The organism is Allochromatium palmeri (assembly GCF_009720725.1).
Lineage (GTDB): Bacteria > Pseudomonadota > Gammaproteobacteria > Chromatiales > Chromatiaceae > Thermochromatium > Thermochromatium palmeri.
In genome coordinates, this window is record NZ_WNKT01000002.1 from 99,042 (window position 1) to 124,968 (window position 25,927).

General features: G+C 63.3%; 27 protein-coding genes. 22 read left to right on the plus strand and 5 right to left on the minus strand.

From position 1 onward, the window contains the following. Nucleotides 1-7: 7 nt before the first annotated feature. Entirely contained in the window at nt 8-781 is a 774-nt protein-coding gene (locus GJ668_RS01775) for a queuosine precursor transporter (protein ID WP_155448400.1), read from the plus strand. 92 nt (nt 782-873) lie between these two features. Next, on the plus strand, nt 874-1,116 hold the full coding sequence (locus tag GJ668_RS01780) for a hypothetical protein (RefSeq protein ID WP_155448401.1): 243 nt from the start codon (nt 874-876) through the stop codon (nt 1,114-1,116). Here GJ668_RS01780 and GJ668_RS01785 read toward each other — a convergent pair. Further along, nucleotides 1,092-2,276 carry a glycosyltransferase gene (locus GJ668_RS01785; RefSeq protein ID WP_155448402.1) on the minus strand — a complete coding sequence of 395 codons (1,185 nt, stop codon included), beginning with the start codon at nt 2,274-2,276 and terminating at the stop codon, nt 1,092-1,094. The genes GJ668_RS01780 and GJ668_RS01785 overlap by 25 nt on opposite strands. A 247-nt stretch (nt 2,277-2,523) precedes the next feature. Here GJ668_RS01785 and GJ668_RS01790 point away from each other — a divergent pair, with 247 nt between their 5' ends. From GJ668_RS01790 to GJ668_RS01815, 6 genes are all read left to right on the plus strand, one after another. Further along, a complete protein-coding gene (locus GJ668_RS01790; RefSeq protein ID WP_155448403.1) occupies nt 2,524-3,567 on the plus strand; it encodes a PstS family phosphate ABC transporter substrate-binding protein in 1,044 nt (347 codons plus the stop codon). Between the two features lie 86 nt (nt 3,568-3,653). Next, on the plus strand, nt 3,654-5,045 hold the full coding sequence (gene pstC, locus GJ668_RS01795; RefSeq protein ID WP_155448404.1) for a phosphate ABC transporter permease subunit PstC: 1,392 nt from the start codon (nt 3,654-3,656) through the stop codon (nt 5,043-5,045). Further along, nucleotides 5,038-6,342, plus strand: a complete 1,305-nt coding sequence (pstA, locus tag GJ668_RS01800) for a phosphate ABC transporter permease PstA (RefSeq protein WP_155448405.1) — start codon at nt 5,038-5,040, stop codon at nt 6,340-6,342. The genes pstC and pstA overlap by 8 nt, the downstream gene beginning before the upstream one ends. A gap of 95 nt (nt 6,343-6,437) precedes the next feature. After that, the gene (gene pstB / locus GJ668_RS01805) at nt 6,438-7,280 is read left to right on the plus strand and encodes a phosphate ABC transporter ATP-binding protein PstB (RefSeq protein ID WP_425482464.1); all 843 of its coding nucleotides are present in this window, start codon (nt 6,438-6,440) and stop codon (nt 7,278-7,280) included. A 19-nt stretch (nt 7,281-7,299) separates the two neighbouring features. Continuing rightward, the gene (phoU, locus tag GJ668_RS01810; RefSeq protein WP_155448407.1) at nt 7,300-8,058 is read left to right on the plus strand and encodes a phosphate signaling complex protein PhoU; all 759 of its coding nucleotides are present in this window, start codon (nt 7,300-7,302) and stop codon (nt 8,056-8,058) included. 72 nt (nt 8,059-8,130) lie between these two features. Further along, complete coding sequence (locus tag GJ668_RS01815; RefSeq protein WP_155448408.1) at nt 8,131-9,189, plus strand: extracellular catalytic domain type 1 short-chain-length polyhydroxyalkanoate depolymerase; 1,059 nt, start codon at nt 8,131-8,133, stop codon at nt 9,187-9,189. A 16-nt stretch (nt 9,190-9,205) separates the two neighbouring features. On the opposite strand, the gene GJ668_RS01820 is transcribed toward GJ668_RS01815, so the two are convergent. Further along, nucleotides 9,206-10,150, minus strand: coding sequence for a transglycosylase SLT domain-containing protein (locus tag GJ668_RS01820; RefSeq protein ID WP_155448409.1), 945 nt, complete (start codon nt 10,148-10,150; stop codon nt 9,206-9,208). Between the two features lie 179 nt (nt 10,151-10,329). Between GJ668_RS01820 and GJ668_RS01825 the strand changes: the two genes are divergently transcribed. The 3 genes from GJ668_RS01825 to dnaQ are packed head-to-tail and all read left to right on the plus strand — an operon-like array spanning nt 10,330 to nt 12,261. After that, complete coding sequence (locus GJ668_RS01825; RefSeq protein ID WP_155448410.1) at nt 10,330-11,100, plus strand: methyltransferase domain-containing protein; 771 nt, start codon at nt 10,330-10,332, stop codon at nt 11,098-11,100. Continuing rightward, nucleotides 11,093-11,536: a ribonuclease HI gene (rnhA, locus tag GJ668_RS01830; protein WP_155448411.1), complete on the plus strand. Its 444-nt coding sequence runs from the start codon at nt 11,093-11,095 to the stop codon at nt 11,534-11,536. Before GJ668_RS01825 ends, rnhA begins: the two co-directional genes overlap by 8 nt. Nucleotides 11,537-11,538: 2 nt before the next feature. Then, complete coding sequence (gene dnaQ / locus GJ668_RS01835) at nt 11,539-12,261, plus strand: DNA polymerase III subunit epsilon (RefSeq protein WP_155448412.1); 723 nt, start codon at nt 11,539-11,541, stop codon at nt 12,259-12,261. Here dnaQ and fnr read toward each other — a convergent pair whose 3' ends face one another. Then, entirely contained in the window at nt 12,262-13,032 is a 771-nt protein-coding gene (gene fnr, locus GJ668_RS01840) for a fumarate/nitrate reduction transcriptional regulator Fnr (RefSeq protein WP_155448413.1), read from the minus strand. It lies immediately after the preceding gene. Nucleotides 13,033-13,294: 262 nt separating this feature from the next. On the opposite strand from fnr, the gene pyrG reads away from it, so the two are divergent. From pyrG to GJ668_RS01890, 10 genes are all read left to right on the plus strand, one after another. Further along, nucleotides 13,295-14,938, plus strand: coding sequence for a CTP synthase (pyrG, locus tag GJ668_RS01845; RefSeq protein WP_155448414.1), 1,644 nt, complete (start codon nt 13,295-13,297; stop codon nt 14,936-14,938). Next, on the plus strand, nt 14,935-15,768 hold the full coding sequence (kdsA, locus tag GJ668_RS01850) for a 3-deoxy-8-phosphooctulonate synthase (RefSeq protein ID WP_222930738.1): 834 nt from the start codon (nt 14,935-14,937) through the stop codon (nt 15,766-15,768). The genes pyrG and kdsA overlap by 4 nt, the downstream gene beginning before the upstream one ends. Before the next feature lie 93 nt (nt 15,769-15,861). After that, complete coding sequence (locus GJ668_RS01855; RefSeq protein WP_155448415.1) at nt 15,862-16,155, plus strand: type II toxin-antitoxin system RelE/ParE family toxin; 294 nt, start codon at nt 15,862-15,864, stop codon at nt 16,153-16,155. A gap of 8 nt (nt 16,156-16,163) precedes the next feature. Next, nucleotides 16,164-16,481: a HigA family addiction module antitoxin gene (locus tag GJ668_RS01860; protein ID WP_155448416.1), complete on the plus strand. Its 318-nt coding sequence runs from the start codon at nt 16,164-16,166 to the stop codon at nt 16,479-16,481. A gap of 56 nt (nt 16,482-16,537) precedes the next feature. Beyond that, the gene (eno, locus tag GJ668_RS01865; protein ID WP_155448417.1) at nt 16,538-17,815 is read left to right on the plus strand and encodes a phosphopyruvate hydratase; all 1,278 of its coding nucleotides are present in this window, start codon (nt 16,538-16,540) and stop codon (nt 17,813-17,815) included. Between the two features lie 61 nt (nt 17,816-17,876). After that, nucleotides 17,877-18,179, plus strand: coding sequence for a cell division protein FtsB (ftsB, locus tag GJ668_RS01870; protein WP_155448418.1), 303 nt, complete (start codon nt 17,877-17,879; stop codon nt 18,177-18,179). Next, complete coding sequence (gene ispD, locus GJ668_RS01875; RefSeq protein WP_155448419.1) at nt 18,176-18,877, plus strand: 2-C-methyl-D-erythritol 4-phosphate cytidylyltransferase; 702 nt, start codon at nt 18,176-18,178, stop codon at nt 18,875-18,877. The genes ftsB and ispD overlap by 4 nt, the downstream gene beginning before the upstream one ends. A gap of 12 nt (nt 18,878-18,889) precedes the next feature. Beyond that, a complete protein-coding gene (gene ispF / locus GJ668_RS01880) occupies nt 18,890-19,369 on the plus strand; it encodes a 2-C-methyl-D-erythritol 2,4-cyclodiphosphate synthase (protein WP_155448420.1) in 480 nt (159 codons plus the stop codon). A gap of 8 nt (nt 19,370-19,377) precedes the next feature. Next, on the plus strand, nt 19,378-20,463 hold the full coding sequence (truD, locus tag GJ668_RS01885) for a tRNA pseudouridine(13) synthase TruD (RefSeq protein WP_186342825.1): 1,086 nt from the start codon (nt 19,378-19,380) through the stop codon (nt 20,461-20,463). 21 nt (nt 20,464-20,484) lie between these two features. Next, nucleotides 20,485-21,381 carry an ATP-binding response regulator gene (locus GJ668_RS01890; RefSeq protein ID WP_155448421.1) on the plus strand — a complete coding sequence of 299 codons (897 nt, stop codon included), beginning with the start codon at nt 20,485-20,487 and terminating at the stop codon, nt 21,379-21,381. Nucleotides 21,382-21,470: 89 nt separating this feature from the next. On the opposite strand, the gene GJ668_RS01895 is transcribed toward GJ668_RS01890, so the two are convergent. Then, the gene (locus GJ668_RS01895; RefSeq protein WP_155448422.1) at nt 21,471-22,346 is read right to left on the minus strand and encodes an ATP-binding protein; all 876 of its coding nucleotides are present in this window, start codon (nt 22,344-22,346) and stop codon (nt 21,471-21,473) included. A 103-nt stretch (nt 22,347-22,449) separates the two neighbouring features. Here GJ668_RS01895 and GJ668_RS01900 point away from each other — a divergent pair, with 103 nt between their 5' ends. After that, nucleotides 22,450-23,934 (plus strand): lipopolysaccharide biosynthesis protein, encoded by a 1,485-nt coding sequence (locus GJ668_RS01900; protein WP_155448423.1) that lies wholly within the window; start codon nt 22,450-22,452, stop codon nt 23,932-23,934. A gap of 34 nt (nt 23,935-23,968) precedes the next feature. On the opposite strand, the gene GJ668_RS01905 is transcribed toward GJ668_RS01900, so the two are convergent. Next, nucleotides 23,969-25,540 carry a methyl-accepting chemotaxis protein gene (locus tag GJ668_RS01905; RefSeq protein WP_155448424.1) on the minus strand — a complete coding sequence of 524 codons (1,572 nt, stop codon included), beginning with the start codon at nt 25,538-25,540 and terminating at the stop codon, nt 23,969-23,971. Nucleotides 25,541-25,927 lie beyond the last annotated feature (387 nt).

A 25,927-nucleotide genomic window follows, 5' to 3' on the forward strand; every position in this document is an offset into this window, starting at 1 on the left:
GGGCCGGATGTTCGACCGACCGACCAGGCTATTCCTCATCCTCGGCGGTTTCTTCGTCTGCAATGCGTTGATCGCCGAGTTTCTGGGGGTGAAGATCTTCGCCCTCGAAGCGACCCTGGGACTGGCACCCCTCGACTGGAATCTCTTCGGTCAATCCGGTTCACTGAGCTTCACCGCCGGCGTGCTGCTGTGGCCGGTGGTGTTCATCATGACCGACATCATCAACGAGTACTACGGCCGGCGCGGCGTGCAGCTGCTCTCCTATCTGACGGTCGGGCTCATCCTCTACGCCTTCGTTTTCGCCTATCTGTCGATCGGGCTGGCGCCGGCCGACTGGTGGGTCGGCATCCAGTCCGCGCAGGGCGTGCCGGACATGCAGGCGGCCTTCAGCGCCATCTTCGGTCAGGGCATGTGGATCATCGTCGGCTCGGTGGTCGCCTTCCTCATTGGCCAGCTCGTCGATGTCACCGTCTTCCATCGTGTCCGACGTTTCACCGGCGAACGCTATATCTGGGCGCGCGCGACGGGGTCGACGCTCGTCTCACAGCTGATCGACAGCTTCGTGGTGCTCTATGTTGCTTTCGTGCTGGGACCGCAGAAATGGTCGCTGGAGCTGTTCCTCGCGGTGGGCACGGTGAACTATGTCTACAAGTTCGTCGTCGCTATCGCGCTCACGCCCCTGATCTATCTCGGACGCACCCTGATCGATCGCTATCTGGGGGCTGAATGCTCCAGAACGCTCCGCGAGCGCGCGGCGGCTGATAGGGTCGCTGGTGCGTGAAGCAGGTCGCGAATCAGCACTCGGTCTCAGCATCTTCGGCCCATCTGGACTAAGATTGAATCAAGGCAATGATTTTTGACGGAGGAACCGAAATGATCACTGGAATCGTCGGCCAAGCGGGTTGGATGGGGATGCAGCGCGGCATGGATGGCTTGAGTCAGAACGCCAGCGAGATCGCCAGCCTCAATGTCAATTCAGCGGGAGGCGCCTCGGTGAGCGACATCAGCGCGCCGCTGGTCGAGCAGGGCGAGAATCTGCGTCAGGTCGAAGCCTCGGCCAAGGTGCTGCAATCCTCGACCGAAGCCTTCGATCATTTGATCGATATCCTCGCCTGATCGATGACCCGCTCATAGAAGTTCAGCAGACGCTCGGCCAGCACCGGGGCTGACCAGTCATGTGCGTGTTCAATCGCCTCGCGCGCCAGCCGTTTGCGTAGCTCCGGCTCCTTCAGCACCCGCACAGCCTTACTCGCAAAGTCCGCCTCGTCCTCCTCGGCGATCAGCGCGCCCTGTCCATCACCCAGCACTTCCTTCGTGCCCATGACCGCCGTCGAGACCACGGGCACGCCGAGCGCCATGGCCTCCAGCAGCACCAGTCCCTGAGTCTCGGTGCGTGAGGCGAAGAGAAAGGCCGCTCCGGCCCGATAACAATCCTCCAGACTGCCATCGCGATTCAGATAGCCCAGAAAGCGCGTGTTGTCGGCCAGGCCCAACTGCTCGGCCAGATGCTCCAGATCGCGCTGGGCCGGACCCGCGCCGGCGATCACTAGCAGTACGTCCGGCACCTCGGTCTTGATCCTGGCCAGCGCGCGCAGGATGAACTCGATGTTCTTCTCGAAAGCGAGCCGGCTCACAAGCACCAAGATCGGGCGCTCGGGCGGGATGTCGTAACGCGCCCGAAAGCGCTGACCATCACCCTGACTGAACTGATCCAGATCGATTCCGGTCGGAATGACCTCGGCCGGGGTCTGGATGCCATAGTCCCTGAGCACGTCGAGCATGGCCTGAGACGGCACCACGAGCGCATCGACGCCATTGCATTGACTGGTCGAGAAATGGCGTGCCGCGCCGCGCATCCAGCGCGCCGGCACCCAGGGCACATAGTGATGCAGATACTGCTCGAAGAAGGTGTGATAGCTCTCGACCACGGGCAGTTCGAGCCGCTTGGCCAGTCCCAGTCCCGAATAGTGGGCGATGAAGGGCGTCTGGATATGGACCAGATCGAATCCGCGCCCCTGGAGCATCTCGGTCAGACGGCGGATCCTGAACGGCTGGAGGATGCGATCCTCGGGGTCGATCGGCAGATAGCGCGAGGGGATGCGGATGATCTCGAACGACTCGTTCGCGCTCGTATCATAGTTACTCGAACCATAGTCGGGCGCAATCAGCGTGACTTCGTGTCCTTTGGCGCCGAATTCACGCGCGAAGGTCTGGATCGACGTCGAGACGCCGGTCACGCGAGGAAAATAGACATCCGAGATCATCAAAACGCGCATGGATCATTGGCCCGAAACCGAAAAATTCAGCGATCATACCGGATAAAGGCGCGTTTGCGCCTGATCCATTCGCTCGATCGGGTGTCGGACGAGCCGGCCTGTGGGAGCGCGTAGCCAGCCGGATTGACAGACTGATCGCGATGCGTGTTGTCACGGAATCGTCATCTTGTCTTCATACAATGGGAACCAGCCGTGACGACAATACAGCCCTGTGCGATTTCGTCCATTTGCAGGAGATTCCCAACGTATGAACAAGACTCTGATCGCCGCGGCCGTGACCCTGGCCGCGACCACGCTCTCGACCCAAGCCATGGCGCGCGACACCATCAATATCGTCGGCTCCTCGACCGTGTTCCCCTTCTCGACCGCCGTGGCCGAGACCTTTGGTCGCACCACGAGCTTCAAGACGCCCAAGGTCGAGTCCACCGGCACCGGCGGCGGCATGAAGCTGTTCTGCGGCGGTGTGGGTGTCGACTATCCCGACATCACCAACGCTTCGCGTGCCATGAAGGCCAGCGAGTTCGACGCCTGTCAGGAAGCCGGCGTCAAGGAGATCACCGAGGTCAAGATCGGCTATGACGGCATCGCCATCGCCAACTCCAAGTCAGCCGGCGCCTGGGATATGACCCTCAAGGACATCTATCTGGCACTCGCCAAGGACGTCCCGGACGGCAAGGGCGGCTTCATGGCCAACCCCTATCAGACCTGGAAGGATGTCAACGCCGATTTTCCCGAGATCAAGATCGAGGTGCTGGGTCCGCCGCCCACCTCCGGCACCCGTGACGCCTTCGTCGAACTGGCCATGGAAGGGGGTTGCAACAGCATCCCCGAGATCAAGGAACTCAAGAAGACCGACAAGGACAAGCACAAGGCTGTCTGTCACGGCATTCGTGAGGACGGCGCCTACATCGAGGCCGGTGAGAACGACAATCTGATTGTGCAGAAGCTGGTGTCTAATCCGAGCGCGCTCGGTATCTTCGGCTACAGCTTCCTGGATCAGAACGCCGACAAGGTCCAGGGTGCCAAGATCGATGGCGTCGAGCCGACCTATGACAGCATCTCCGATGGCTCCTATCCGGTCTCGCGCTCGATCTACTTCTATGTCAAGAAGGCCCATGTCGGCACCATTCCCGGCATCGAGGAGTTCGTCACCGAGTTCACCAGCGACAAAGCCTGGGGGCCGGAAGGCTATCTGGCCGACAAGGGTCTGATCGCTCTGCCGGATGACGAGCGCGCCGCCGTCGCCGAGGCCGCGCAGTCGCTCAAGCCGATGGAAAAACCCGCCAATTAAGGCGGCTCCGAACACCTCCCGCTCGTTGCCGATGCCCGGTTCACTTGGGCATCGGCCTTTGCATTTCACACCAAGACGAGATACCGATGTACTCCTGGATCCTCATGCTCGTCGTGCTCGCGGCCATGGCCGGGGCCTATCAGATCGGGCGCCGGCGCGCCATCGCCAGCGCCGGCGGTCCGACCCGGATCAAGCAACTGCATTCGCTGCCGACCTACTACGGACTCTATGCCGCGCTCTGGGCCGGGCTGCCCGCCTTACTGCTGATGGGGCTGTGGGTCGGACTCCAGGATCAGATCGTCATCGGTCTGGTGACATCGCATCTTCCCAATGAAATGGTTGCAGGACTCTCTGATGGACGCCTGGGACTCCTGATCAACGACATCCGCAATCTGGCCACCGGCAACATCGTTTCGGCGGAGGTCACGCCTGAGATCCAGACCGCGGCGGATCAGTACAATCGCTTGAACCGCCTCGCGCAGTGGGCGATGTGGGCCGTGGTGCTGGCCGTGGCGCTGGCCGGTCTGGCCTATGCCTGGATGCGGACCCAGCCGCGCCTGCGCGCGCGCAACCGGGTCGAATCGACCTTTACCGTCATTCTGATCCTCTTTTCCTCGATCGCGATCCTGACCACGCTCGGGATCGTGCTCTCGGTGCTGTTCGAGTCGCTGCTGTTTTTCCAGAAGGTCTCGCCGCTCGAATTCTTCTTCGGCACCAACTGGAGTCCGCAGATCGCGCTGCGTGCCGATCAGGTCGGTGCCTCGGGAGCCTTCGGCGCTATTCCGCTGTTCACCGGCACCCTGATGGTGTCGCTGATCTCGATGCTGGTGGCCGTGCCCATCGGGTTGCTGTCAGCGATCTATCTGTCCGAATATGCCCATCGCCAGGTGCGCGCCATCGCCAAGCCGACCCTGGAGATCCTGGCCGGCATTCCGACCGTGGTCTATGGCTTCTTTGCCGCCCTGACCGTGGCGCCCTTCATTCGTGATCTGGGCCTGAGTCTGGGGCTGGACGTGGCCTCCGAGAGCGCGCTCGCCGCCGGTCTGGTCATGGGCATCATGATCATTCCCTTCGTCTCCTCGCTGTCGGACGACGTCATCAACGCCGTGCCCCAGTCGCTGCGCGACGGCTCCTATGCCCTGGGCGCGACCCAGTCCGAGACCATTCGCCGCGTCGTCATCCCGGCCGCGCTGCCGGGCATCGTCGGTGGCATTCTGCTCGCCGTCTCGCGTGCCATCGGCGAAACCATGATCGTGGTCATGGCCGCCGGACTCTCGGCCAACCTGACCGCCAATCCGCTCGACAGCGTCACCACGGTAACGGTGCAGATCGTAACCCTGCTCACCGGCGACCAGGAGTTCGACAGCGCCAAGACGCTCGCCGCCTTCGCCCTGGGACTGACACTGTTCCTGGTGACCCTCACGCTCAACGTGATCGCCCTGTCGATCGTGCGCAAGTATCGAGAGCAATATGAATAATCCAGCCGACACGACGCCGCCGCGTCGCGCCATCGACATCGTCAACGCCTCGCTCAAACGCCGCTATGCCCGCGAGCGCCGCTTCCGGTGGCTCGGGGCCACGGCGGTCACGCTAGGCATGGTCTTCGTGGTACTGCTGTTCGCCGACATCATTCTCAAGGGCTACACAGCCTTTCAGCAGACCTATATCCAGTTGCCGATCGAGCTGGCCGCCGCGACCATCGACCCAGACGGCACGCGTGACCCGGCGACATTGGCGCGCGCTGATTACATGAAGCTGATCCGCGAGGCGCTGCGCGAGCAGTTCCCCGAGGTCAGGGATCGGCGCGACCGGCGACGGCTGAATTCGATGATCAGCGTCGGCGCCCCCGATCTGCTGCGCGAGCGGGTGATGGCCGATCCGGCGTTGATCGGCACCACCCAGGAGCTGTGGATCCTGGCCGACGACGACATCGACATGCTGGTCAAGGGCTACATCGACCGTAACGCGCCCGAGTCCGACCGGCGCGTCAGTGATCAGATGATCGGCTGGATCAACCGACTGGAGGCCGAGGGCCGGGTCGCCAAGCGTTTCAATACCATTTTTTTCACCCACGGCACCTCGCGTGAGCCGGAACTGGCGGGTATCGCCGGGGCGCTCATGGGCTCGTTCTATACCCTGGCGCTGACCTTCCTGCTGTCGTTCCCGATCGGCGTCGGCGCGGCGCTCTATCTGGAAGAGTTCGCGCCCAAGAATCGTTGGACGGATCTGATCGAGGTCAACGTCAACAATCTCGCCGCCGTGCCCTCGATCGTCTTCGGTCTGCTGGGACTGGCGGTGTTCATCGGCTTCTTCGGCGTGCCGCGTTCCACACCCCTGGTCGCGGCGCTGGTGATGACGCTCATGACGCTGCCGACCATCATCATCGCCAGCCGGGTGGCACTCAAGTCGGTGCCGCCCTCGATCCGCGAGGCGGCGCTCGGTGTGGGCGCCTCACCCTTGCAGACCCAGTTCCATCATGTACTACCGCTGGCCTTGCCCGGCATCCTGACCGGCTCGATCATCGGCATGGCGCGCGCGCTCGGCGAAACCGCGCCACTGCTGATGATCGGCATGATCGCCTTCATCGTCGACATCCCCAAGGGGTTCACCGATGCGGCGACCGTGCTGCCGGTGCAGATCTTCCTGTGGGCCGACAGTCCCGAGCGCGGATTCGTCGAGCGCACCTCAGCGGCCATCATCGTGCTGCTGGCCTTCCTCTTCGTCATGAACCTGGCCGCCGTACTGCTGCGCCGCCGGTTCGAGCGGCGCTGGTAGGGCTTGAAATCCATCGTTTCGAATCGCCTCAAGCACTCTGGTGCGCTGACGCGGTTCGAGCTAGAGGCTTTGTTATGAACACCATGGTTGAAGTAATGGACAAGACGACTGGCGCCATCAGCTCCGCCGACTTGGCGCAAGACCGGCCGTCTGCGGCCACTGTCGGCGACGTCACGGTCGCCGACCCGCGCATGACCTGCCGCGACGTCGATGTCTGGTATGGCGCCAAGCAGGCCATCAAGGGCGTGAGCCTGGACATCGGCAAAAACGAGGTGCTGTCGATGATCGGCCCCTCGGGCTGCGGCAAATCGACCTTCCTGCGCTGTCTCAATCGCATGAACGACACTATCGACGGCTGTCGGGTCACGGGCTCGATCAAGCTCGACGAACAGGACATCTACGACAAGGCGCTCGACCCGGTGCCGCTGCGCGCCCAGGTCGGCATGGTGTTCCAGAAGCCCAATCCCTTCCCCAAGTCGATCTACGAGAACGTCGCCTATGGGCCGCGTATCCATGGTCTGACCAACAACAAGGCCGAGCTTGATGAGTTGGTCGAGAGCAGTCTGCGCAAGGCCGGACTCTGGAATGAAGTCAAGGACCGGCTCGATCAGCCCGGCACGGGGTTGTCGGGCGGTCAGCAGCAGCGACTGTGCATCGCCCGCACCATCGCCGTCTCGCCCGAGGTGATCCTGATGGACGAGCCGTGCTCGGCGCTCGACCCCATCGCCACGGCCATCATCGAGGAGCTGATCGACGAGCTGCGCGCCAACTACTCGATCGCCATCGTCACCCACTCGATGCAGCAGGCCGCGCGCGTCTCACAGCGCACGGCCTATTTTCATCTGGGTGATTTGATCGAGGTCGGCGAGACCAATCAGATCTTCACCAATCCTCAGCACCGGCTGACCGAGGATTACATCACCGGGCGCTTCGGTTGAAGCGCGCGCGGAGTCGAGGATGAGCGACACTGCCGTCGACAAGCCGGCCGGCGATCTCATGGCCGGTCATACCGTGCGCCGCTACGACCAGGAGCTGGCCAAGCTGCGCGCCATCATCCTGCAGATGGGCGAACACGTCATCGAGCAGACCCAGGCGGCGGTGGCGGCGCTGATCCAGGGCGACGAGCCGCAAGCCTATCGCGTCCTCGATCGCGAGCCGCAGATCGACTATCTCTCGCTCGATGCCGATGAAGAGGTGTTCCGGGTCATCGCCCGCCGTCAGCCGACGGCCGTGGATCTGCGCATCGTGCTGGCGCTGTCCAAGATCGCCGGCGAAGTCGAGCGTGCCGGCGACAAGGCGGCGCGCATCGCGCGTCAGACCCTGGAGCTACGTCAGCAAGAGCAGGACGGCGAGCTGCTCGTCGAGCCGCTGCGTGTCGCCTTCCAAACGCTCGACGACAAGGCCTGCTGCATGTTCGAGCGTAGCGTGCGCGCCGTCACCAGCTTCGATGTGACACAGGCGCTGGTCATCTTCGAGGACGAGCCGGCGCTCTATGCGGCCGCGAGTAATCTGCGCGATCTGCTGGGCGAGTCAGGCGACGACGGCCTGGTGCCACGCCAGGCCATCACGCTGTTCCACTGCGCTCAGGCGCTCAAGCACATCGGTACGCACGCCTCCAACATCGCCGAGCAGGTCATCTATGTCGCGCTCGGGCAGGACGTGCGTTATCGCAATCGCGAGATCCTGATCGAGACGCTGCGCCATCGCGGCTACTGATCGACGCCATCGTCCAGGCGGTTTACTCTGTCTGGATTCGGCCCAAGCGGCCACCATCGATCAGGACGCCTGATGAACGAAACACTCAAGACCATCCTGGCCGAAGCCATGCGCTTAGGGCAGGATGGTCACCTCCATGAGGCGGCAGCCCTCATCCAGCGCGAGCTGCACCTGCCGCACGCCACGCCCAAGGCGCCTGAATCAACGCCGGATCGCACCGATCACAACCGGGTCATCGACGGCGACTTCGAGGTCATTGAGGACACTGGCCCCAAGGAAGGACACTTCATTCACGGTCGCTATAGCCATGGGTCGGAGTCGCGCGAGTATCGTGTCTATGTCCCAGCCAACGCCGACCACGCCGCGCGGCCACTGATCCTGATGCTGCACGGCTGTCAGCAGGATGCCGATGACTTTGCGCGCCTGACCCGTCTGAACCAGCTAGCCGATACACTGGGCTTCATCGTCCTCTATCCAGCGCAGTCGCGCGCCGCCAATGCCGCCGGTTGCTGGAACTGGTTCCTGCCCGAGCATCAGCGTCCCGACCAGGGCGAAGCGGCGCTGCTTGCGGCCCTGACACACGAGATCGTCGCTCGCCATGGGGCTGATCCGCGCCGTCTGTACGTCGCCGGTCTGTCAGCCGGTGGCGCTATGGCTCTGACCCTGGCCGCGACCTATCCAGAGCTTTTCGTCGCCGTCGGCGTGCATTCCGGGCTACCGTATGGACTGGCGCGCGATCAACTGTCGGCACTGACGCTCATGCATCAGGGACCGTCCGCCGCCGGGGCGATGCCGATGCTGAGTGGTGGCGGTGTGCCGGTGATCGTTTTCCAGGGTGACTCGGATCTCAGGGTCAATCCGGTCAATGCGTCCTGGATCATCGAACAGGCGCTGTCGGGCGCTGACGCCGCGCGTACCGAGCGGGAGCAGGGGCGGGCATCGGGCGGTCTGGACTACACCCGTACCCGCTATCTGGGTGAGGATGGATCGACCCGCGCCGAACTCTGGGTGGTTCACGGCGGCGGGCACGGCTGGTTCGGCGGCGATCCGGCCGGCTCCTTCGCCGAACCCAGGGGACCGGATGCCTCACACGAGATGCTGCGCTTCTTTTTGAGCCGGGCGGCTGTCTGAAGCGCCTGCCCGTCGCTCAGGACGAGCGATCACGCTCGCGGATACGCACCTGCTCGCCATTCTCGACGACGCGCCCGCGTGAGCCGTTGAGCCTGGTGGCCTGACGTCGGGTCGAGCGCGCCGTGCCGAGCTGGTCAGGGATCGCGGGCAGATGCTGACCATAGCGGCGTGAATCGGCCACCAGCTTGGAGGCGGCCAGGATTTGCGGGACGTACTGACGGGTCTCGTTCGGCAGGTCGAGCGACCAGAAGTCAGTCGGTTTGCCCGCGCTACGGTTGGCCTTGATCGCCGATGACACGCAACCCGGACCACAGTTGTAGGCGGCCATGGTCAGCTCCCAGTCGCCATCGAAACGTCTGTTGAGCTGCTCCAGATAATCCAGCGCCGCGCGGGTCGAGGCGACCACATCGCGCCGTTCATCGATACGGCCATCCAGGCGCAGACCCATCTCGCGCGCGGTCGAAGGGATGAACTGCCACATGCCGGCGGCGGCCTTGGGCGAGGTAGCGGCCGGGTCATAGCGGCTCTCGACATGCGGCAGCAGCGCCAGTTCCATCGGCAGGCCGCGTCGTTCGATCTCGGCGACGATGGTCGGCAGATAGGGCGAGGCGCGTTGCGAGAGCCGCTCCAGATAGCGCGGGTCGCGGCGGAAGCGCTGGAGCGTGGCGTCGATGCTCGCATTGGCCTGGAGGTCGAGCTGCATCCCCGAGCGCACGCGCTGCCAAAGATCGCCCCGCGCGCCCCGCGCCCCGCGCTCAACGACATAGGTTCGGCCTCTCACCACTACATCGGTGGCGGGCCTGACATAGCCGTATTCACGCGCCGAGACCACACCCTCGTAAGTATCCTCAAAGCGATTCTGCTCGGCGAGACCGCTGTTGTTGGCGCAACCGGTGAAAAAGGGCAGGGCGAGGGCCGATAGCGCGCACACCATCGGCCCCAGAAGCTTGACTTCTGGCATGTAAACCCCGAACAAATTGATGTAACTCTCTGAATGAGCGAAACATTATTAAAATTGTCCGGCTATAATACGCAAAGGAGACAATGAATTCCAGGAGCAGGCGTCCGCTTCGAGGCGCTGCGTGCCAGGACAAGCGGCCTCGATCGCGGTTACCATGGTCGCCCCGACGAGGCCCAGGCATGACCACAGATCCACTCCAGCCCGACCAATCCCATGATCCATTGCACGCGTGGTATCGCTCGGCGCTTGGCACCGAGGTGGCGCGGATCGAGTGCGATGGCGTGCAGCGTCTGCTCGCCAATACCTTTGGCTACTACCTGATCCAGATCGGCGCAAACGAGTGTTTCGGTCAGGCACTGGCCGCGAGCCGCATCCGGCATCGCATCCTGCTGTCAGGCGCCGGATCCGCCCACGCCTTCCAGGGGCCGACTGTCATCGGCGAGCCGACCGCGCTGCCGCTGGCCTCCGACAGCCTCGATGCCATCCTGCTGCCGCATGTGCTGGAGTATTCCGATCAGCCCAGGGTGATTCTGTCCGAGGTCGAGCGCGTACTCATTCCCGAGGGCCGGCTGATCCTGCTGGGCTTCAATCCGCTGAGTCTCTGGGGGCTGGGCGGTCTCTGGCCACCGGCGCGCGGCCGTGCGCCCTGGAATGGACGCTTGCGACTCGCCGCCCAGGTCGAGCACTGGCTGACCGAGCTGGGCTTCGAGATCGAAGTCTGCGAGACGGCGCTCTTCTGTCCGCCGTTCGTCTCACCCAAGGGGCGGCGCTGTCTGGCCGTCGAGTCGCTCGGGCGGCGCTTCTGGCCACTCTTCGGCGGGCTGTATACCATTCGTGCCGTCAAGCGGGTCGCCCCCCTGACTCCGATCAAACCCTATCGCACCAAGCGCCGCGTCCTGCTACCGGGCGGTGCCGTGCGTCCCACGACCCGAGGAACGGGACATGTCTGACTGTGTCGAGGCCTTCACCGATGGCGCCTGCAAGGGCAATCCCGGTCCGGGTGGCTGGGGGGTGCTGCTGCGCTGGGGCGAGGTCGAGAAGGAGCTGCACGGTGGCGAGTACGAGACCACCAACAACCGCATGGAGCTGATGGCCGTGATCATGGCGCTGGAGTCGCTCAACCGTCAGACCTGTATCCAGATCACCACCGACTCGCAATACGTCAAACGTGGAGTCGGTGAGTGGATGCCGCGCTGGAAACGCAACGGCTGGCGCACGGCGGATCGTCAGCCGGTCAAGAATCGCGATCTCTGGGAGCGTCTGGACAAGGCGCTCGGCCAGCACGCCGTGAGCTGGCGCTGGGTCAAGGGTCATGCCGGACACGCCGAGAACGAACGCGCTGACCAGCTCGCCAATCAGGGCGTGCCACGCACCAGAGGGCGATGAGCATGCGTCAGATCGTACTGGATACCGAAACCACCGGCCTGGAGCCGCGCGAGGGGCACCGGATCATCGAGATCGGCTGTGTCGAGCTGATCGACCGGCGTCCGACCGGTCGTAATTTTCACGAATATCTCAATCCGGACCGCCAGATCGATGCCGAAGCCGAGGCCGTGCATGGCATCAGCAACGCCTTCCTCGCCGACAAGCCGCGTTTCGCCGAACTCGCCGCACGGCTGGTCGCCTATCTGCGCGGTGCCGAGCTCATCATCCACAATGCGGCCTTCGACGTCGGCTTCCTCGACCACGAGCTGAACCTGTGGCGCGGCACCGAGGCCCCGCGCATCGCGGATCTGTGCACCGTGACTGACAGCCTGCTGATGGCGCGCAAGCTCCATCCGGGCCAGCGCAACGGACTCGATGCGCTCTGCAAGCGCTATACGATCGACAACTCGCATCGCGCCCTGCATGGCGCGTTGCTCGACGCCGAGATCCTGGCCGACGTCTATCTGGCGATGACCGGCGGCCAGGTTTCGCTGTATCTCGGTGGTGAGGGGATGGATGGCTCGGGCGTAGGCGAGGGCGCGCTGCATCGCGGTCGCCTCGACCCCGATCGCCCACGCCTGCGGGTCGTAAGCGCGACCCCGCCTGAGCAGGAGGCGCATCACGCCCGGCTGGAGGCGATCCAGTCGGCGAGCGGCGCCTGTGTCTGGCTCGCCGGTGCGCCTTGATCAGGTCTGCTGTTGGCGCTGCGGCGCCTGGCGCCGTCCTGGACTTGCCCCATCGATGATCTCTTCCAGCCCCTGTGGATCGAGCAGTTCGATGTGTTTACGCTCGACGCGCACCAGCCCATCGTCCTGGAAGCGGGTGAAGAGACGGCTGACGGTCTCGACGGCCAGCCCCAGATAGTTGCCGATCTCGTGTCTGGACATGCTGAGATGAAAATCCGTGGCCGAGAGTCCGCGCTTGTGCAGTCGCTGCGAGAAGCTGAGCAGAAAGGCCGCGAGCCGCTCCTCGGCGTTCTTCTTGCCGAGCAGGAGCAGCATGTCGGTGTCCTGGCCGATCTCTTTGCTGAGCAGCCGGTACATCTGGTGCTGGAGGCTGGGGATGAGCGCCGTCAGCTCCTCCAGCCGTGCGAACGGGATCTCACAGATGGCCGAGGTCTCGAGCGCGCTGGCCGAGCAGGCGTGCTCGCCCTTGTCGATGGCATCCAGACCCATGATCTCGCCGGGCAGATGGAAGCTGAGCACCTGTTCGCCGCCCTCACAGCTCGGGGCAAAGGTCTTGAGCGAGCCGGTCTTGACGACGTACAGCGAGCGGAAACGTTCGCCCTCGCGAAACAGGACGTCACCGCGATGCAGCGGGCGCGCCCGCTTGACGATGTCGTCGAGCCGTTCGACGTCCTCGGGCGTCAACCCCATGGGCAGGCAGAGTGAGGAGAGGGTGCAGTAGCGGCAGGCCACGCGGATAGATTCGATCGAGATCACTGTACTCTGATTCAAGACACCGTCCTCGCTCCTCAGCCCGACCTGACCAACGGGCGCTATGATTTTGTTTTTGATCCAGATCAAGTGCCGGCGTTTTTAACCCGATCGCCATCGGAACTCAAGTGCTTATGTTCAAGCCGCTTCTTGGGCCGCCGGCCGGACCGGACGTCGGCCATGCAGGATCAGATTGAGCCGATGCGGCGATTTTGGTAGTTTGTTCCGGCATCCGAGTCGTGACTCTCGACTCACTACGACCCTCCCTCGGCTCCCATTCACTATGACAAAGTTCATCTTCATCACCGGCGGTGTGGTTTCATCGCTGGGCAAGGGCATTGCATCGGCCTCGCTGGCCGCGTTGCTGGAAGCGCGCGGTCTGCGCGTCACCATGATCAAGCTCGATCCCTACATCAACGTCGATCCGGGCACCATGAGCCCCTTCCAGCACGGCGAGGTCTATGTCACCGACGACGGCGCCGAGACCGACCTCGACCTGGGCCACTACGAGCGCTTCCTGCGCACGCGCATGGGGCGCAACAACAATTTCACCACCGGCCAGATCTACGAGAGCGTGATCCGCAAGGAGCGCCGTGGCGACTATCTCGGGCGCACCGTGCAGGTCATCCCGCATGTGACCGACGAGATCAAGGCCAGCATCCGGCTCGGGGCCGAGGGGACCGACATCGCCATGGTCGAGATCGGCGGCACCGTGGGCGACATCGAATCGCTGCCGTTCCTGGAGGCCATCCGTCAGATGCGGGTGGAAGAGGGGCCGGAGAACTCGCTGTTCATGCATCTGACCCTGGTGCCGCACATCCGCACCGCCGGCGAGATCAAGACCAAGCCGACCCAGCATTCGGTCAAGGAACTGCGCTCGATCGGCATCCAGCCCGACATCCTGCTCTGTCGCGCCGAGAAGCTGCTGCCGGACGAAGAGCGGCGCAAGATCGCGCTCTTCACCAATGTCTCCGAGAAGGCGGTCATCTCGGCGGTGGATGCCGACAATATCTACCGCATCCCGCGTCTGCTCCATGCCCAGAGCCTCGACGAGCTGGTGGTGCGTCAGTTCCATCTCGACGTCCCCGAGGCCGATCTCGCCGAATGGGATCGGGTGATGGACGGCTTCGATCATCCCGAGCAGCCAGTGCGCATCGGCATGGTCGGCAAGTATATGAATCTGACCGAGGCCTATAAGTCGCTGTCAGAGGCGCTCGCCCATGCCGGCGTGCACACCAGCACCAAGGTCGAGATCGTTTATGTCGACTCCGAGGTCATCGAGCGCGAGGGCACCGCGTGTCTCGACGGACTTGATGCCATCCTGGTACCGGGTGGATTCGGCGAGCGCGGTATCGAGGGCAAGATCATTGCCGTGCGTTATGCGCGTGAGCAGCGGGTGCCCTATCTCGGCATCTGTCTCGGGATGCAGGTCGCGGTCATCGAATACGCCCGGCACATGGCCGATTTGGAAGGGGCGCACAGCACCGAGTTCAACCGTCAGACGCCGCATCCGGTCATCGCGCTGATTACCGAGTGGCGCGACGAGCAGGGGCGGATCGAGACGCGCTCGGAGACGGACGATCTGGGCGGCACCATGCGGCTCGGCGGTCAGAATTGCCGTCTGGAGCCGGGCAGTCTGGCGCGTTCGGTCTATGGTCAGCCCCAGGTGCGCGAGCGTCATCGCCATCGCTATGAGTTCAACAACGCCTATCTCGACACGCTGAAGGATGCCGGGTTGCGTTTCTCGGGCTGGTCGCTCGACAACAGGCTGGTCGAGATCATCGAAATCCCGGATCATCCCTGGTTCATCGCCTGTCAGTTCCATCCCGAGTTCACCTCGACGCCGCGTGATGGACATCCGCTGTTCGAGGGCTTCGTGCGCGCGGCGCTGGTGCAACGTCAATTCAACGGAGATCGGAGCGCATGATGCATCTGGCCGGTTTCGAGGTCGGTCTCGACCGGCCGCTGTTTCTGATCGCTGGACCCTGCGTCATCGAGAGCGAGACGCTGGCGCAGGAGACGGCCGGGGCGCTGAAGGAATTGACCGCGGCGCTCGGGATACACTTTATTTATAAGTCCTCGTTCGACAAGGCCAATCGGTCGTCGGGGGCGAGCTTTCGCGGGCCGGGGCTGGAGGCGGGGTTGCGTATTCTGGACTCAGTGCGCGCGACCATCGGCGTGCCGGTGCTGACGGATGTGCATGAGGACACCCCGCTTGCTGAGGTCGCGGATGTCGTTGATGTGCTCCAGACACCGGCGTTTCTCTGCCGTCAGACCAACTTTATCGACGCGGTCGCCAGCCAGGGGCTGCCGGTCAACATCAAGAAGGGCCAGTTCCTCGCCCCCTGGGACATGAAGCATGTCGTCGAGAAGGCACGCGCGACCGGCAACGACCAGATCATGGTCTGCGAGCGCGGGGTGTCCTTCGGCTACAACAATCTGGTCTCGGACATGCGCTCGCTTGCCGTGATGCGCGAGACCGGCTGCCCGGTGGTGTTCGACGCTACGCATTCGGTGCAACTGCCGGGCGGGCAGGGCACGAGTTCGGGCGGGCAGCGCGAATTCGTGCCGGTGCTGGCGCGCGCGGCGGTTGCGGCGGGTGTCGCCGGACTGTTCATGGAGACGCATCCAGATCCTGACCGCGCCTTGAGCGATGGCCCCAACGCCTGGCCGCTCGGGCGGATGCGTGAATTGCTGTCGACCCTTATTGAGATTGATCGATTGGTTAAGGTGGCTGGATTCGTTGAGCAGGGGTAGCCGTCTGTCGTAAAAAATAGTCTATCTGACACGGCCGCATTGCAGCGGAACGCACTTCGCTCACCACTAAATTAGGCGTTCTATCGTGCTGCAATGATTGAATCGTTTGCAAATCAAGCCACCGAAGATATCTTCAACGGCGTGAATTCGCGAGATGCCCGCAAAGCCTGCCCCCAAAACCTCTGGGGCATCGCGATTCGCAAACTCGATCAGCTTGATTCGGTTCAAAGTATCGAGGAATTGCGTATTCCACCAGGGAATCGGCTCGAAGCACTCTCTGGAAATCGAAAAGGTCAATTTAGTATTCGCATCAACGAGCAGTACAGGGTTTGTTTCGTTTGGGGAGAAAAAGGCCCCGGCAAGGTTGAAATCACCGATTACCACTGAGAAGCGTCATGATTCGCGTCCCAACTCACCGGCCGCCGACACATCCAGGTGAAATGCTCAAGGAGGAGTTTCTTGAGCCCATGCAGATCAGTCAACGTGATCTGGCGAATGCCATTCATGTGCCTTATCAAAAAATCAATGAATTGGTCAATCGCAAGCGAGGCGTAACCCCAAGCATCGCGCTCCGCTTGGCTAAGTTTTTTGGCGTGTCGGCGGATTTCTGGTTGAACTTGCAAGTTCGCTGGGATCTATATCGTGCTCAATCACTGGAAGCGGATGAGATTGAATCCATTCTGGATTTTCATCATCTGCAAAAAATGGCCTAACACATCGAATAACCCGAGCTATTTGTAGCTTTTGAATCCTCAAGGAGTCATCCAACATGTCCGAAATCGTCGACGTCCGCGCCCGCGAGGTGCTGGATTCCCGTGGCAATCCGACCGTCGAGGCCGATGTCATCACCGCCGACGGCGCCATCGGTCGCGCCATCGTTCCTTCCGGAGCCTCGACCGGTTCGCGCGAGGCGCTGGAACTGCGCGATGGCGACAAGTCGCGCTATAACGGCAAGGGCGTGCGCACGGCTGTGGCCAATATCCAGGGCGAGCTGCGCGAAGCCATCATCGGCATGGAGATCGCGGAGCAAACCGCGATCGACCGCCGCATGATCGAACTCGACGGCACCGATAACAAGGCCCGTCTCGGCGCCAACGCTCTGCTCGGCGTCTCGCTCGCGGTTGCCCATGCCGCCGCCCAGGAAAAGGCACTGCCGCTTTATCAGTCGCTTGCCAGCGGTCCCTACCGCCTGCCGGTGCCGATGATGAACATCATCAACGGCGGCGAACACGCTGACAACAGCGTCGACTTCCAGGAGTTCATGATCCTGCCGGTCGGCGCCGGCAGCCTCCGCGAGGCCGTGCGCTACGGCGCCGAGATTTTCCACGCGCTCAAGTCCGTCCTGCACGCTCGCGGTCTGGCCACGGCGGTCGGTGACGAGGGCGGCTTCGCGCCCGATCTGGCCTCCAACGAAGCCGCGATCGAGGCGATCCTCGAAGCCATCCACAAAACCGGCTTCAAGCTCGGCTCCGACATCTATCTGGGTCTCGACGTCGCCGCTTCCGAGTTCTACAAGGACGGTCAGTACGTCCTCAAAGGCGAGGGCCGCACCCTCAGCTCCGATGGTCTGATCGATCTGCTCGCCGACTGGGTCGCCAAGTATCCGATCCTCTCGATCGAGGACGGCTTGGCCGAGGGCGACTGGGATGGCTGGAAGCGTCTGACCGAGCGTTTGGGCGACAAGGTGCAGATCGTTGGCGATGATCTCTTCGTGACCAACACCCGCATCCTCCAGGAAGGCATCGACAAGGGCATCGCCAACTCCATCCTGATCAAGGTCAACCAGATCGGCACCCTGACCGAGACCCTGGAAGCCATCGCCATGGCCCACAAGGCCGGCTACACGGCAGTCGTCTCGCACCGCTCAGGCGAGACCGAGGACACCACCATCGCCGATCTCGTCGTCGCCACCAATTCGGGCCAGATCAAGACCGGCTCGCTGTCGCGCTCCGATCGCGTGGCCAAGTACAATCAGCTGATGCGCATCGAGGATCAGTTGGCCGATGAGGCCGTGTATGCCGGCCGCGATGCTTTCAAGTGGCTCTGAGGTTGGCCGCCCGGCTCTCGGGGCTTTGAGCCTCGCGGGCCTAGGCCGGATAGGTGGCGAGATGCACTGGCTGATCCTCGTGTTGGTCCTGCTGCTGGGGTCGCTCCAGTATCGCCTCTGGGTCGGCAAGGGCAGCCTCGCCGAACTCTATGGGCTCAAGCATGAGATTGCCTTCGAGGAATCCGAGGTCGAACGCTTACGCCTGCGCAATCGTGAGCTGCAAGCCGAGGTCGACGACTTGCGCGAGGGATCGGAAGCGATCGAGGAACGCGCCCGCACCGAGCTGGGCATGATCAAGCCCGGTGAAATCTTCATCCAGGTCATCGAGCATCCCAAGCGACTCGATCCGGGGAGTCAGCCATGACAACAGGATTCTGGGCCGTTCTGCCCGCCGCCGGTGTCGGGCGTCGCATGGGCAGCACGGTGCCCAAGCAGTATCTGGAGCTGGCCGGTCGCGCCGTGATCGAGCATACGCTCGAAGGCTTCGTCAGCCATGCGCGTATCCAGGGTGTCGTGGTGGCACTGGGCGCCGAGGACGGCTACTGGGACACGACCGCCTATGCCGCCCACCCCAAAGTACTGCGCGCGCCCGGCGGTGCCGAGCGCTGCCATTCGGTCCTCAATGCGCTCTCGGTCCTGGAGGATCGGGCGAATGAGGACGACTGGGTGCTGGTGCACGATGCCGCGCGTCCCTGTCTGCGCCGGTCCGATCTTGACCGGCTGATCGACAGCCTGTGCGAGGACAGCGTCGGCGGTCTGCTCGGCATTCCGGTGCGCGACACCATGAAGCGCGCCGGGGACGGCGAGCGGATCGACGCGACCGTCGACCGCTCCAGTCTCTGGCACGCCTACACGCCGCAGATGTTCCGGCTCGGTTTGCTGCGCCGCGCGCTGCACGAGGCACTGGAGGCGAACGACCTGGTCACCGACGATGCCTCAGCGATCGAGCGTCTGGGCCTGGCCCCGCGTTTGATCGAGGGCCATGCCGACAATCTCAAGATCACGCGAGCCGAGGATTTACCGCTCGCGCAGTTTTATCTACAACAGCAAGGACGGATTTGACGAGGTTCCAGAATGCTGATTGGTCAGGGCTTCGATGCCCATCGTTTCGCGCCGGATCGCCGGCTGGTGCTCGGCGGAGTCGAGATTCCGCACGATCAGGGCATGCTGGCCCATTCCGATGGTGACGTGCTCATCCATGCCCTGTGCGATGCGCTGCTCGGCGCGGCCGGACTCGGCGATATCGGTCGGCACTTTCCGGATACGGATGCCGCCTATGCCGGAGTCGACAGCCGTATCCTGCTGCGGCGCGTGATCGCGAGCCTGCGCGAGCAGGGTCTGAGCGTGCATAACGCTGACATGACGCTCATCGCTCAGCAGCCCAAGCTGGCACCGCATATCCCGGCCATGCGCGAGGTGCTGGCCGCCGATCTGGAGTGCGACCCCAAGCGCGTCAACGTCAAGGCAACGACCATGGAGCACATGGGCTTCACCGGACGTGGCGAGGGTATTGCCGCCTCGGCGGTCGTGCTGCTGATCGAGTCGGCGCGCTGAGTCCGCCTGTGTCTGAATCAAACCTTCCAGGCTGGACCCGCTTTGCGCATCTGCCGCGCGCCTACGGCGAGCCGCTCGGCACGGGCCGCCTGCGCGTCGAGCCGGCGGATTTTCAGGTCAGTGAGATCCTGGGCTTCGAGCCGGACGGGGAGGGCGATCATCGGCTGCTCTGGGTGCGCAAGACCGGGGCGAATACCGAATGGGTCGCGCGCCGGCTGGCAGCCATCGCCGGCCTGCCGGTCTCGACGGTCGGTTATGCCGGTCTCAAGGATCGCTGGGCCATCACCGAGCAATGGTTTTCCATGCCGCGACCGCACGCGGAGGAGTCCGAACCCGACTGGAGCGCACTCGTCGAACAGGGAATCGAGGTGCTGGCGGTCCACGCCCATCGGCGTAAGCTGCGACGCGGTGCCCTGGCGGGCAATCGCTTTCGGATTCAGGTGCGTGATTGTCAGCTCGCTGAGGCTGATCTGGAGTCCCGCCTGGAGCGTATTCGTCGCCATGGCGTGCCTAATTATTTCGGCGAGCAGCGTTTCGGACATGCCGATGGCAATCTGTATCGTGCTCACGAACTCCTGACCGGAGCGATCAGGCGCGTGGCGCGTCATCAGCGCGGTCTCTGGCTCTCGGCCGCACGCGCTCAGATTTTCAACGAACTGCTGGCCGAGCGGGTGCGCCAGGGCGACTGGGACCGGCTCCAGCCGGGCGACTGTCCGCAACTGGCCGGCAGCCATTCATTCTTTCTCGCCGAGACCCTTGACGACAGCCTGGTCGAACGCGCGGCGCGTCTGGACCTGCATCCCAGCGGACCACTGTGGGGGCGGGGGGCGCTGCCGACCCGCCTGGAGGTCCAGTCGCTGGAGCTGGATGTCGCCGCCCGTCTCGCGCCCTGGCCCGAACGACTCGCCGGGCAGGGACTGGAACAGGAGCGCCGTGCGCTGCGTCTGAGCGTCGAGCATCTGCAAGGCCAGCCGGTCGATGGCTGTCTGAGGCTCGAATTCGAGCTATCATCCGGTGCTTATGCGACCAGCGTGTTGCGCGAACTCATCGACTTCGGGTCAGCGGCGGCGGACAGTGTCGCTGACGGAGTTTGACTCTAGATTAGGACGAGTGTGATGGCTAAATTACTGGTCGTGGACGATGAGCCGATCAATCTCGAGATCATCAGTCATTGCCTGGAAGACGAGCATCAACTGGCCTTTGCCGAGGATGGGGTGGAGGCCTGGGCCATGCTGGAGTCCGCGCCGCACGCCTATGATGGTGTGATTCTCGATCGCATGATGCCGCGCATGGACGGCATGGAGGTGCTTCGGCGTCTCAAGGCCGACAAGCGTTTTCGCGACGTGCCGGTCATCATGCAGAGCGCCGCCGACAGCTCCGATCAGGTCGCCGAGGGACTGGCCGCCGGCGCCTGGTACTATCTGGCCAAGCCCTATGCGCCCAAGGCGCTGCGCAGCATCATCAATGCGGCCCTGGATGATCGGCGCAATCGCAAGGATCTGGCCCAGCTCGGCGGCAAGCTCCAGACGATCCTCGGCCTGATGCATCAAGCCAGTTTCCAGTTTTACACGCTCGAAGACGTCTCGGTCCTGTCCTCGACTCTGGCGCAACTGTGCCCCCATCCCGAAACCGTGGCCATGGGCTTGTCCGAACTCATGCTCAATGCCGTCGAGCATGGCAATCTGGGCATCGACTATGCCGAAAAGGGACGCCTGATCGAGGATGGCCAGTGGCAGGAGGAAGTCGAGCGGCGCCTGAGTGATCCAGCGCAGATCGCACGTCATGCCGTCGTCGAGCTGCAACGCGATGCCGGGTTTCTGAGCTTCACCATCCGCGATCAGGGGCCGGGCTTCGACTGGCAGCGCTATCTGGATCTGGATCCGGCGCGCGCCTTCGACAGTCATGGACGCGGTATCGCCATGGCGCGTCATCTGGCCTTTGCCAGCATGGAGTATCGGGGCGCGGGCAATGAGGTAAGGGTTACGGTGGCACTGGCCGATCCCGGCGAGTGATGATGGCTCCGTCTGACGCTCTCTGTTCGCCCTGGAGTGCCGCGCACGACGACAGCCGTACTTCGAACCTGGCCCGGCTTGCCTAAGGGTTATCTGTTGCGTCCCGCCCAGTCGCGCGCGAACTGCCAGGCCGTGCGTCCCCCACGCGCGCCTCGGCGCAGCGCCCACTGGAGCGCGGCCCGTTCGATCGGCTCCCAGTCCGACTCAGCGCGCGGCGCCTCCGTCGGCGCGAGACGCTCGACCCAGTGATGCACCACCTCCAGATATTGGATCTGACTGAATGGATGGAAGGAGATCCACAGCCCGAACCGATCCGAGAGCGAAATTTTCTCCTCGACCGCCTCGCCGTGATGCAGCTCGCCGTCCTGGATACGCGAATCGCGGTTGTCGGCCTGGTACTCGGGCAGCAGATGCCGGCGGTTGGACGTCGCGTAGATGAGCAGATTCTCGGGCGTGGACGCGATCGAGCCTTCGAGCGCCGCCTTGAGCGCCTTGTAGCCCGACTCGCCGGCCTCGAACGACAGATCGTCGCAGAAGAGGATGAAGCGCTCGGGTCGGTCGCGAATCAGATCCAGGATGTCCGGCAGCGCGATCAGATCGTCCTTGTCGACCTCGATCAGACACAGACCCGCATCGCGATAGGCATTGAAGACGGCCTTGACCAGCGACGACTTGCCGGTGCCGCGCGCACCCCACAGCAGCACATTGTTGGCTCCGCCGCCGGCGAGGAACTGGCGCGTGTTGCGCTCGATCTCGGCGGCCTGGCGCTCCAGACAGCGCAGATCGGTAAGTTCCAGCCGATGCGGCGCACAGACCGGCTGCAACCAGCCGCGCCCGGCGGCGTCGCGGCGCCAGCGAAAAGCCTGGGCCGACCAGTCGACCGGCGTGCTCGCCGGCGGCAGCAGACGCTCCAGTTGGTCGATGAGTCGATCCAGGCGGTCGATGAACGCCGGTGAAGATGTCATGTCTCGCTCCAGTCAGTGATCCAAGGCGTGTCCTGGTCGCCATCTCATTGGGATTAAGGATACCATCCGCACTCCCTGCAACCAGCCGCCCCCCAGCAACGCCTTGAACCCACTCAAACGCCTCGCCTCGCAGACCGCGGTCTATGGTGTCAGCAGCGTCCTCGGGCGCTTCCTGAACTATCTGCTGGTGCCCTTCCTGACCTATACCTTCGCCCCGGCCGAATACGGCGTGGTGGCCGAATTCTATGCCTACATGGGCTTTCTGGCCGTACTCCTGGCCTTCGGGCTGGAGACCGGTTATTTCCGCTTCCGCGCTGGCGGTGAGTGGCGACCCGAAACCGTCTATGGAACCGTGCTGCGGTTCCTGGTGCTGGTCAATGCGCTCTGTTTCCTGGCCTTCCTGCTGTGGAGCCAGCCGCTCGCCGCGCTGCTGCGTCATGCCGAGCATCCCGAATACATCGTCTGGTGCGCGGCCATCCTGGCGCTCGACTCGATCGGGGCGCTGGCCTTCGCGCGACTGCGTGCCGAGGAGCGGGCCGGCGCGTTCGCCACCATCAAGCTGATCGAGATCGGCGCCAATGTCGGTCTGACGATCTTCTTCATCTCTCTCTGCCGCGAGGTCCATGCGATCGCGCCCGAGACCCTGCTCGGCCGGCTCTGGGATCCGGACATCGGCATCGGCTATGTCTTCATCGCCAATCTGGCCGCGAGCGCGCTCAAGCTGCTGCTGCTCACGCCTTGGTTCATCGACGGACTCGGGGCCTTCGATCGGGCGCTGTTCAAACGGCTCATCCGCTATTCGCTGCCAATGGTCGTCATCGGCATGGCCGGCATCATCAACGAGATGTTCGACCGTGCCGCGCTCAAGTATCTGCTGCCCTATGACGACGCGACCAACATGGCGCAGCTCGGGATCTATAGTGCCTGCTACAAGCTCTCGATCCTGATGTCGCTGTTCATTCAGGCGTTTCGCTATGCCGGCGAGCCGTTCTTTTTCAGCTATGCCAAACAGCACGACGCCGGTCGCACCTATGCCATTGTGCTCAACTGGTTCGTGATCTGCTGCGTCTTTCTGTTCCTGCTGGTCACGCTCTACATCGATCTCTTCCAGTATTTCGTCGGTGCCGACTATCGCGCGGGGCTGGATGTGGTGCCTGTGCTGTTGCTGGCCAATCTCCTGCTCGGCGTCTATGTGAATCTGTCGATCTGGTACAAGCTCACCGACCGCACGCTCATGGGCGCCGGCGTCTCCCTGATCGGCTCAGCGATTACCATTGGACTGCTGTGGTGGTGGGTGCCGGTCCACGGCTACATGGGCGCGGCCTGGGCGCATCTGATTTGTTACGGATCCATGGTGGTGCTGTCCTACGGACTCGGGCGGCGTTACTACCCGGTACCCTATGACGTCTGGCGGGTGCTCGGCTATATCGTCTTCGGGATCGGACTCTATCTGGCCAGCCGCTGGCTGGTCACGCAGCAGGACTGGCACGCCCTGCCCGCCGGCACGCTCTGTATGGCGCTCTTCCTGATGGTGGTCGGATGGGAGGCGTGGCAGCTCAAACGTGGAGCGTCGCGAAGGATCGCTTGATCGACAGCGATCCCAGGCGGCCTGACACGGGGCGTCAAATTTTGTACTGATGCACCAGCCCCATCAATCTCCCGGCGAGATCCTCCAGATGACTGGTGGCGCCCACCACGCCATCGGTGCTCTGGAGTGTCTGCATCGAGAGATGACGGATGCTCTCGACATTGCGGTTCATCTCCTCGACCACGGCGCTCTGTTCCTCGGCGGCGGTGGCGATCTGATCGCTCATGTCGTTGATGTGTTCAACCGAGTGGGTGATGGAGTCGAGTGACTGATCGGTCTCGTTGGCGGCGAGCACGTTCTGCTCGGCCTGATCCTGGCCGCGCTGCATCATGGAGACGGCACTGCGCGCGCCCTGTTGCAGACGCGCGATCATGTCCTGGATCTCCTGGGTCGATTCCTGAGTGCGCTGGGCCAGGGCGCGCACCTCGTCGGCGACCACCGCAAACCCGCGTCCCTGCTCACCTGCGCGCGCGGCCTCGATGGCGGCGTTCAGGGCCAGCAGGTTGGTCTGGCCGGCGATGCCACGGATAACGTCGAGGATCTTGCCGATGTTCGCCGACTCGGTCTCAAGCTGGGTGATGGTCTGAGCCGCCTCGCCAACGCCGCTCGCCAGCTCGCGAATGCCTTCGACGCTGTGACGCACCACCATGCGACCCTCGCGGGCCTTGTGACTGGCCTGATGCGCGGCATCGGCCGCGGCCGTGGTGTTGTTGGCGACCTCGGCGACGGTGGCCGACATCTCGTTCATGGCCGTGGCGACCATGTCCGTCTCCTGATGCTGCTGCTCCATCAGTCCATGCGTGGAATTGGTCGCCTGGGCCAGTTGCGCGGCGGCCTCGGCCACACCGGTCGCCGACTCCTGGATGTGTCCCATCACGGTCGCCAGACGCGACTGGAGCATCTTGATCGCCTGCTGGATCTCGGCGGTCTCATTGTTGCCCCGGACCTGGATCGGCGAGGTGAGATCGCCGCCGGCGATCTTCTTGGCGACCTGCACGGCGTCGTGGATGTGCTTGAAGATGGCGCGAGCACTGAGCTGGGCCAGGATCAGCGCCAGCACCAGAACGCCGACGCCGATCCAGAGATTGCTCAGCCAACCGGCGAGGATCGCGCCCAAGCCCACGAGACCAAAGGCGACACTCAACCAGACCGCATGGCTGAACTCAGGGATGAGCTGGCGCGGCAGATCCTCCAGATTGCGCTCGCGCACCCGCGCATAGAGCCGCTCGGCGGCCTCGACCTGGGCGCGCGGCGGCTTGGTGCGCACCGACTGATAGCCGACCAGAGTCTCGCCTTCGTAGACCGGAGTGACATAGGCATCGACCCAGTAGTGATCGCCGTTCTTGCAGCGATTCTTGACGATGCCGCGCCAGGGCTTACCCTTCTTGACCGTTGCCCACAGATCCTTGAAGGCCGCCGGCGGCATATCGGGGTGACGGATGACGTTATGATTGACCCCGATCAGTTCGGACTCATTGAAACCGCTGATCTCGATGAAGGGCTTGTTGCAATAGGTGATGATGCCCTTGGTGTCAGTGGTGGAGACGATGACCCAGGAGTCCGGATAGTCGTGTTCTTTTTGTGTGACCGGCTGATTGATCTTCATGGGGTGCGGGCGCGGCTGACCGTTGGCTGATGGATGGATAGTGAGCTCCATCCCTGAGTGACTGGCGTCCATCGCGACCAAACCATGAATCGCGCTCCCCGACTGGCGACACTGAGCCGGGTCTGGCTGTGAGTCTGGTTTGGGCTGAATGCAATGCATGTTAGCGCAACAGCGCGCGCGCCGTTAGTCGGATGCAGGTCTTAGGTACCGCCGGCCTGTGTTGGGAGGATACGCGCATCCTGGAGCGGTTTAGAATAGCGGTCAGATTCGTACCGCTCACTCCATCAATCACTGGAAATTTTGGCCCGTCAACTACCCCGCCCTGAAGGGCGGAGCTTGTGAGAGCAAGCTGGGTTGACCAGCCTCAGCCCGCCTGACCAGGACGGT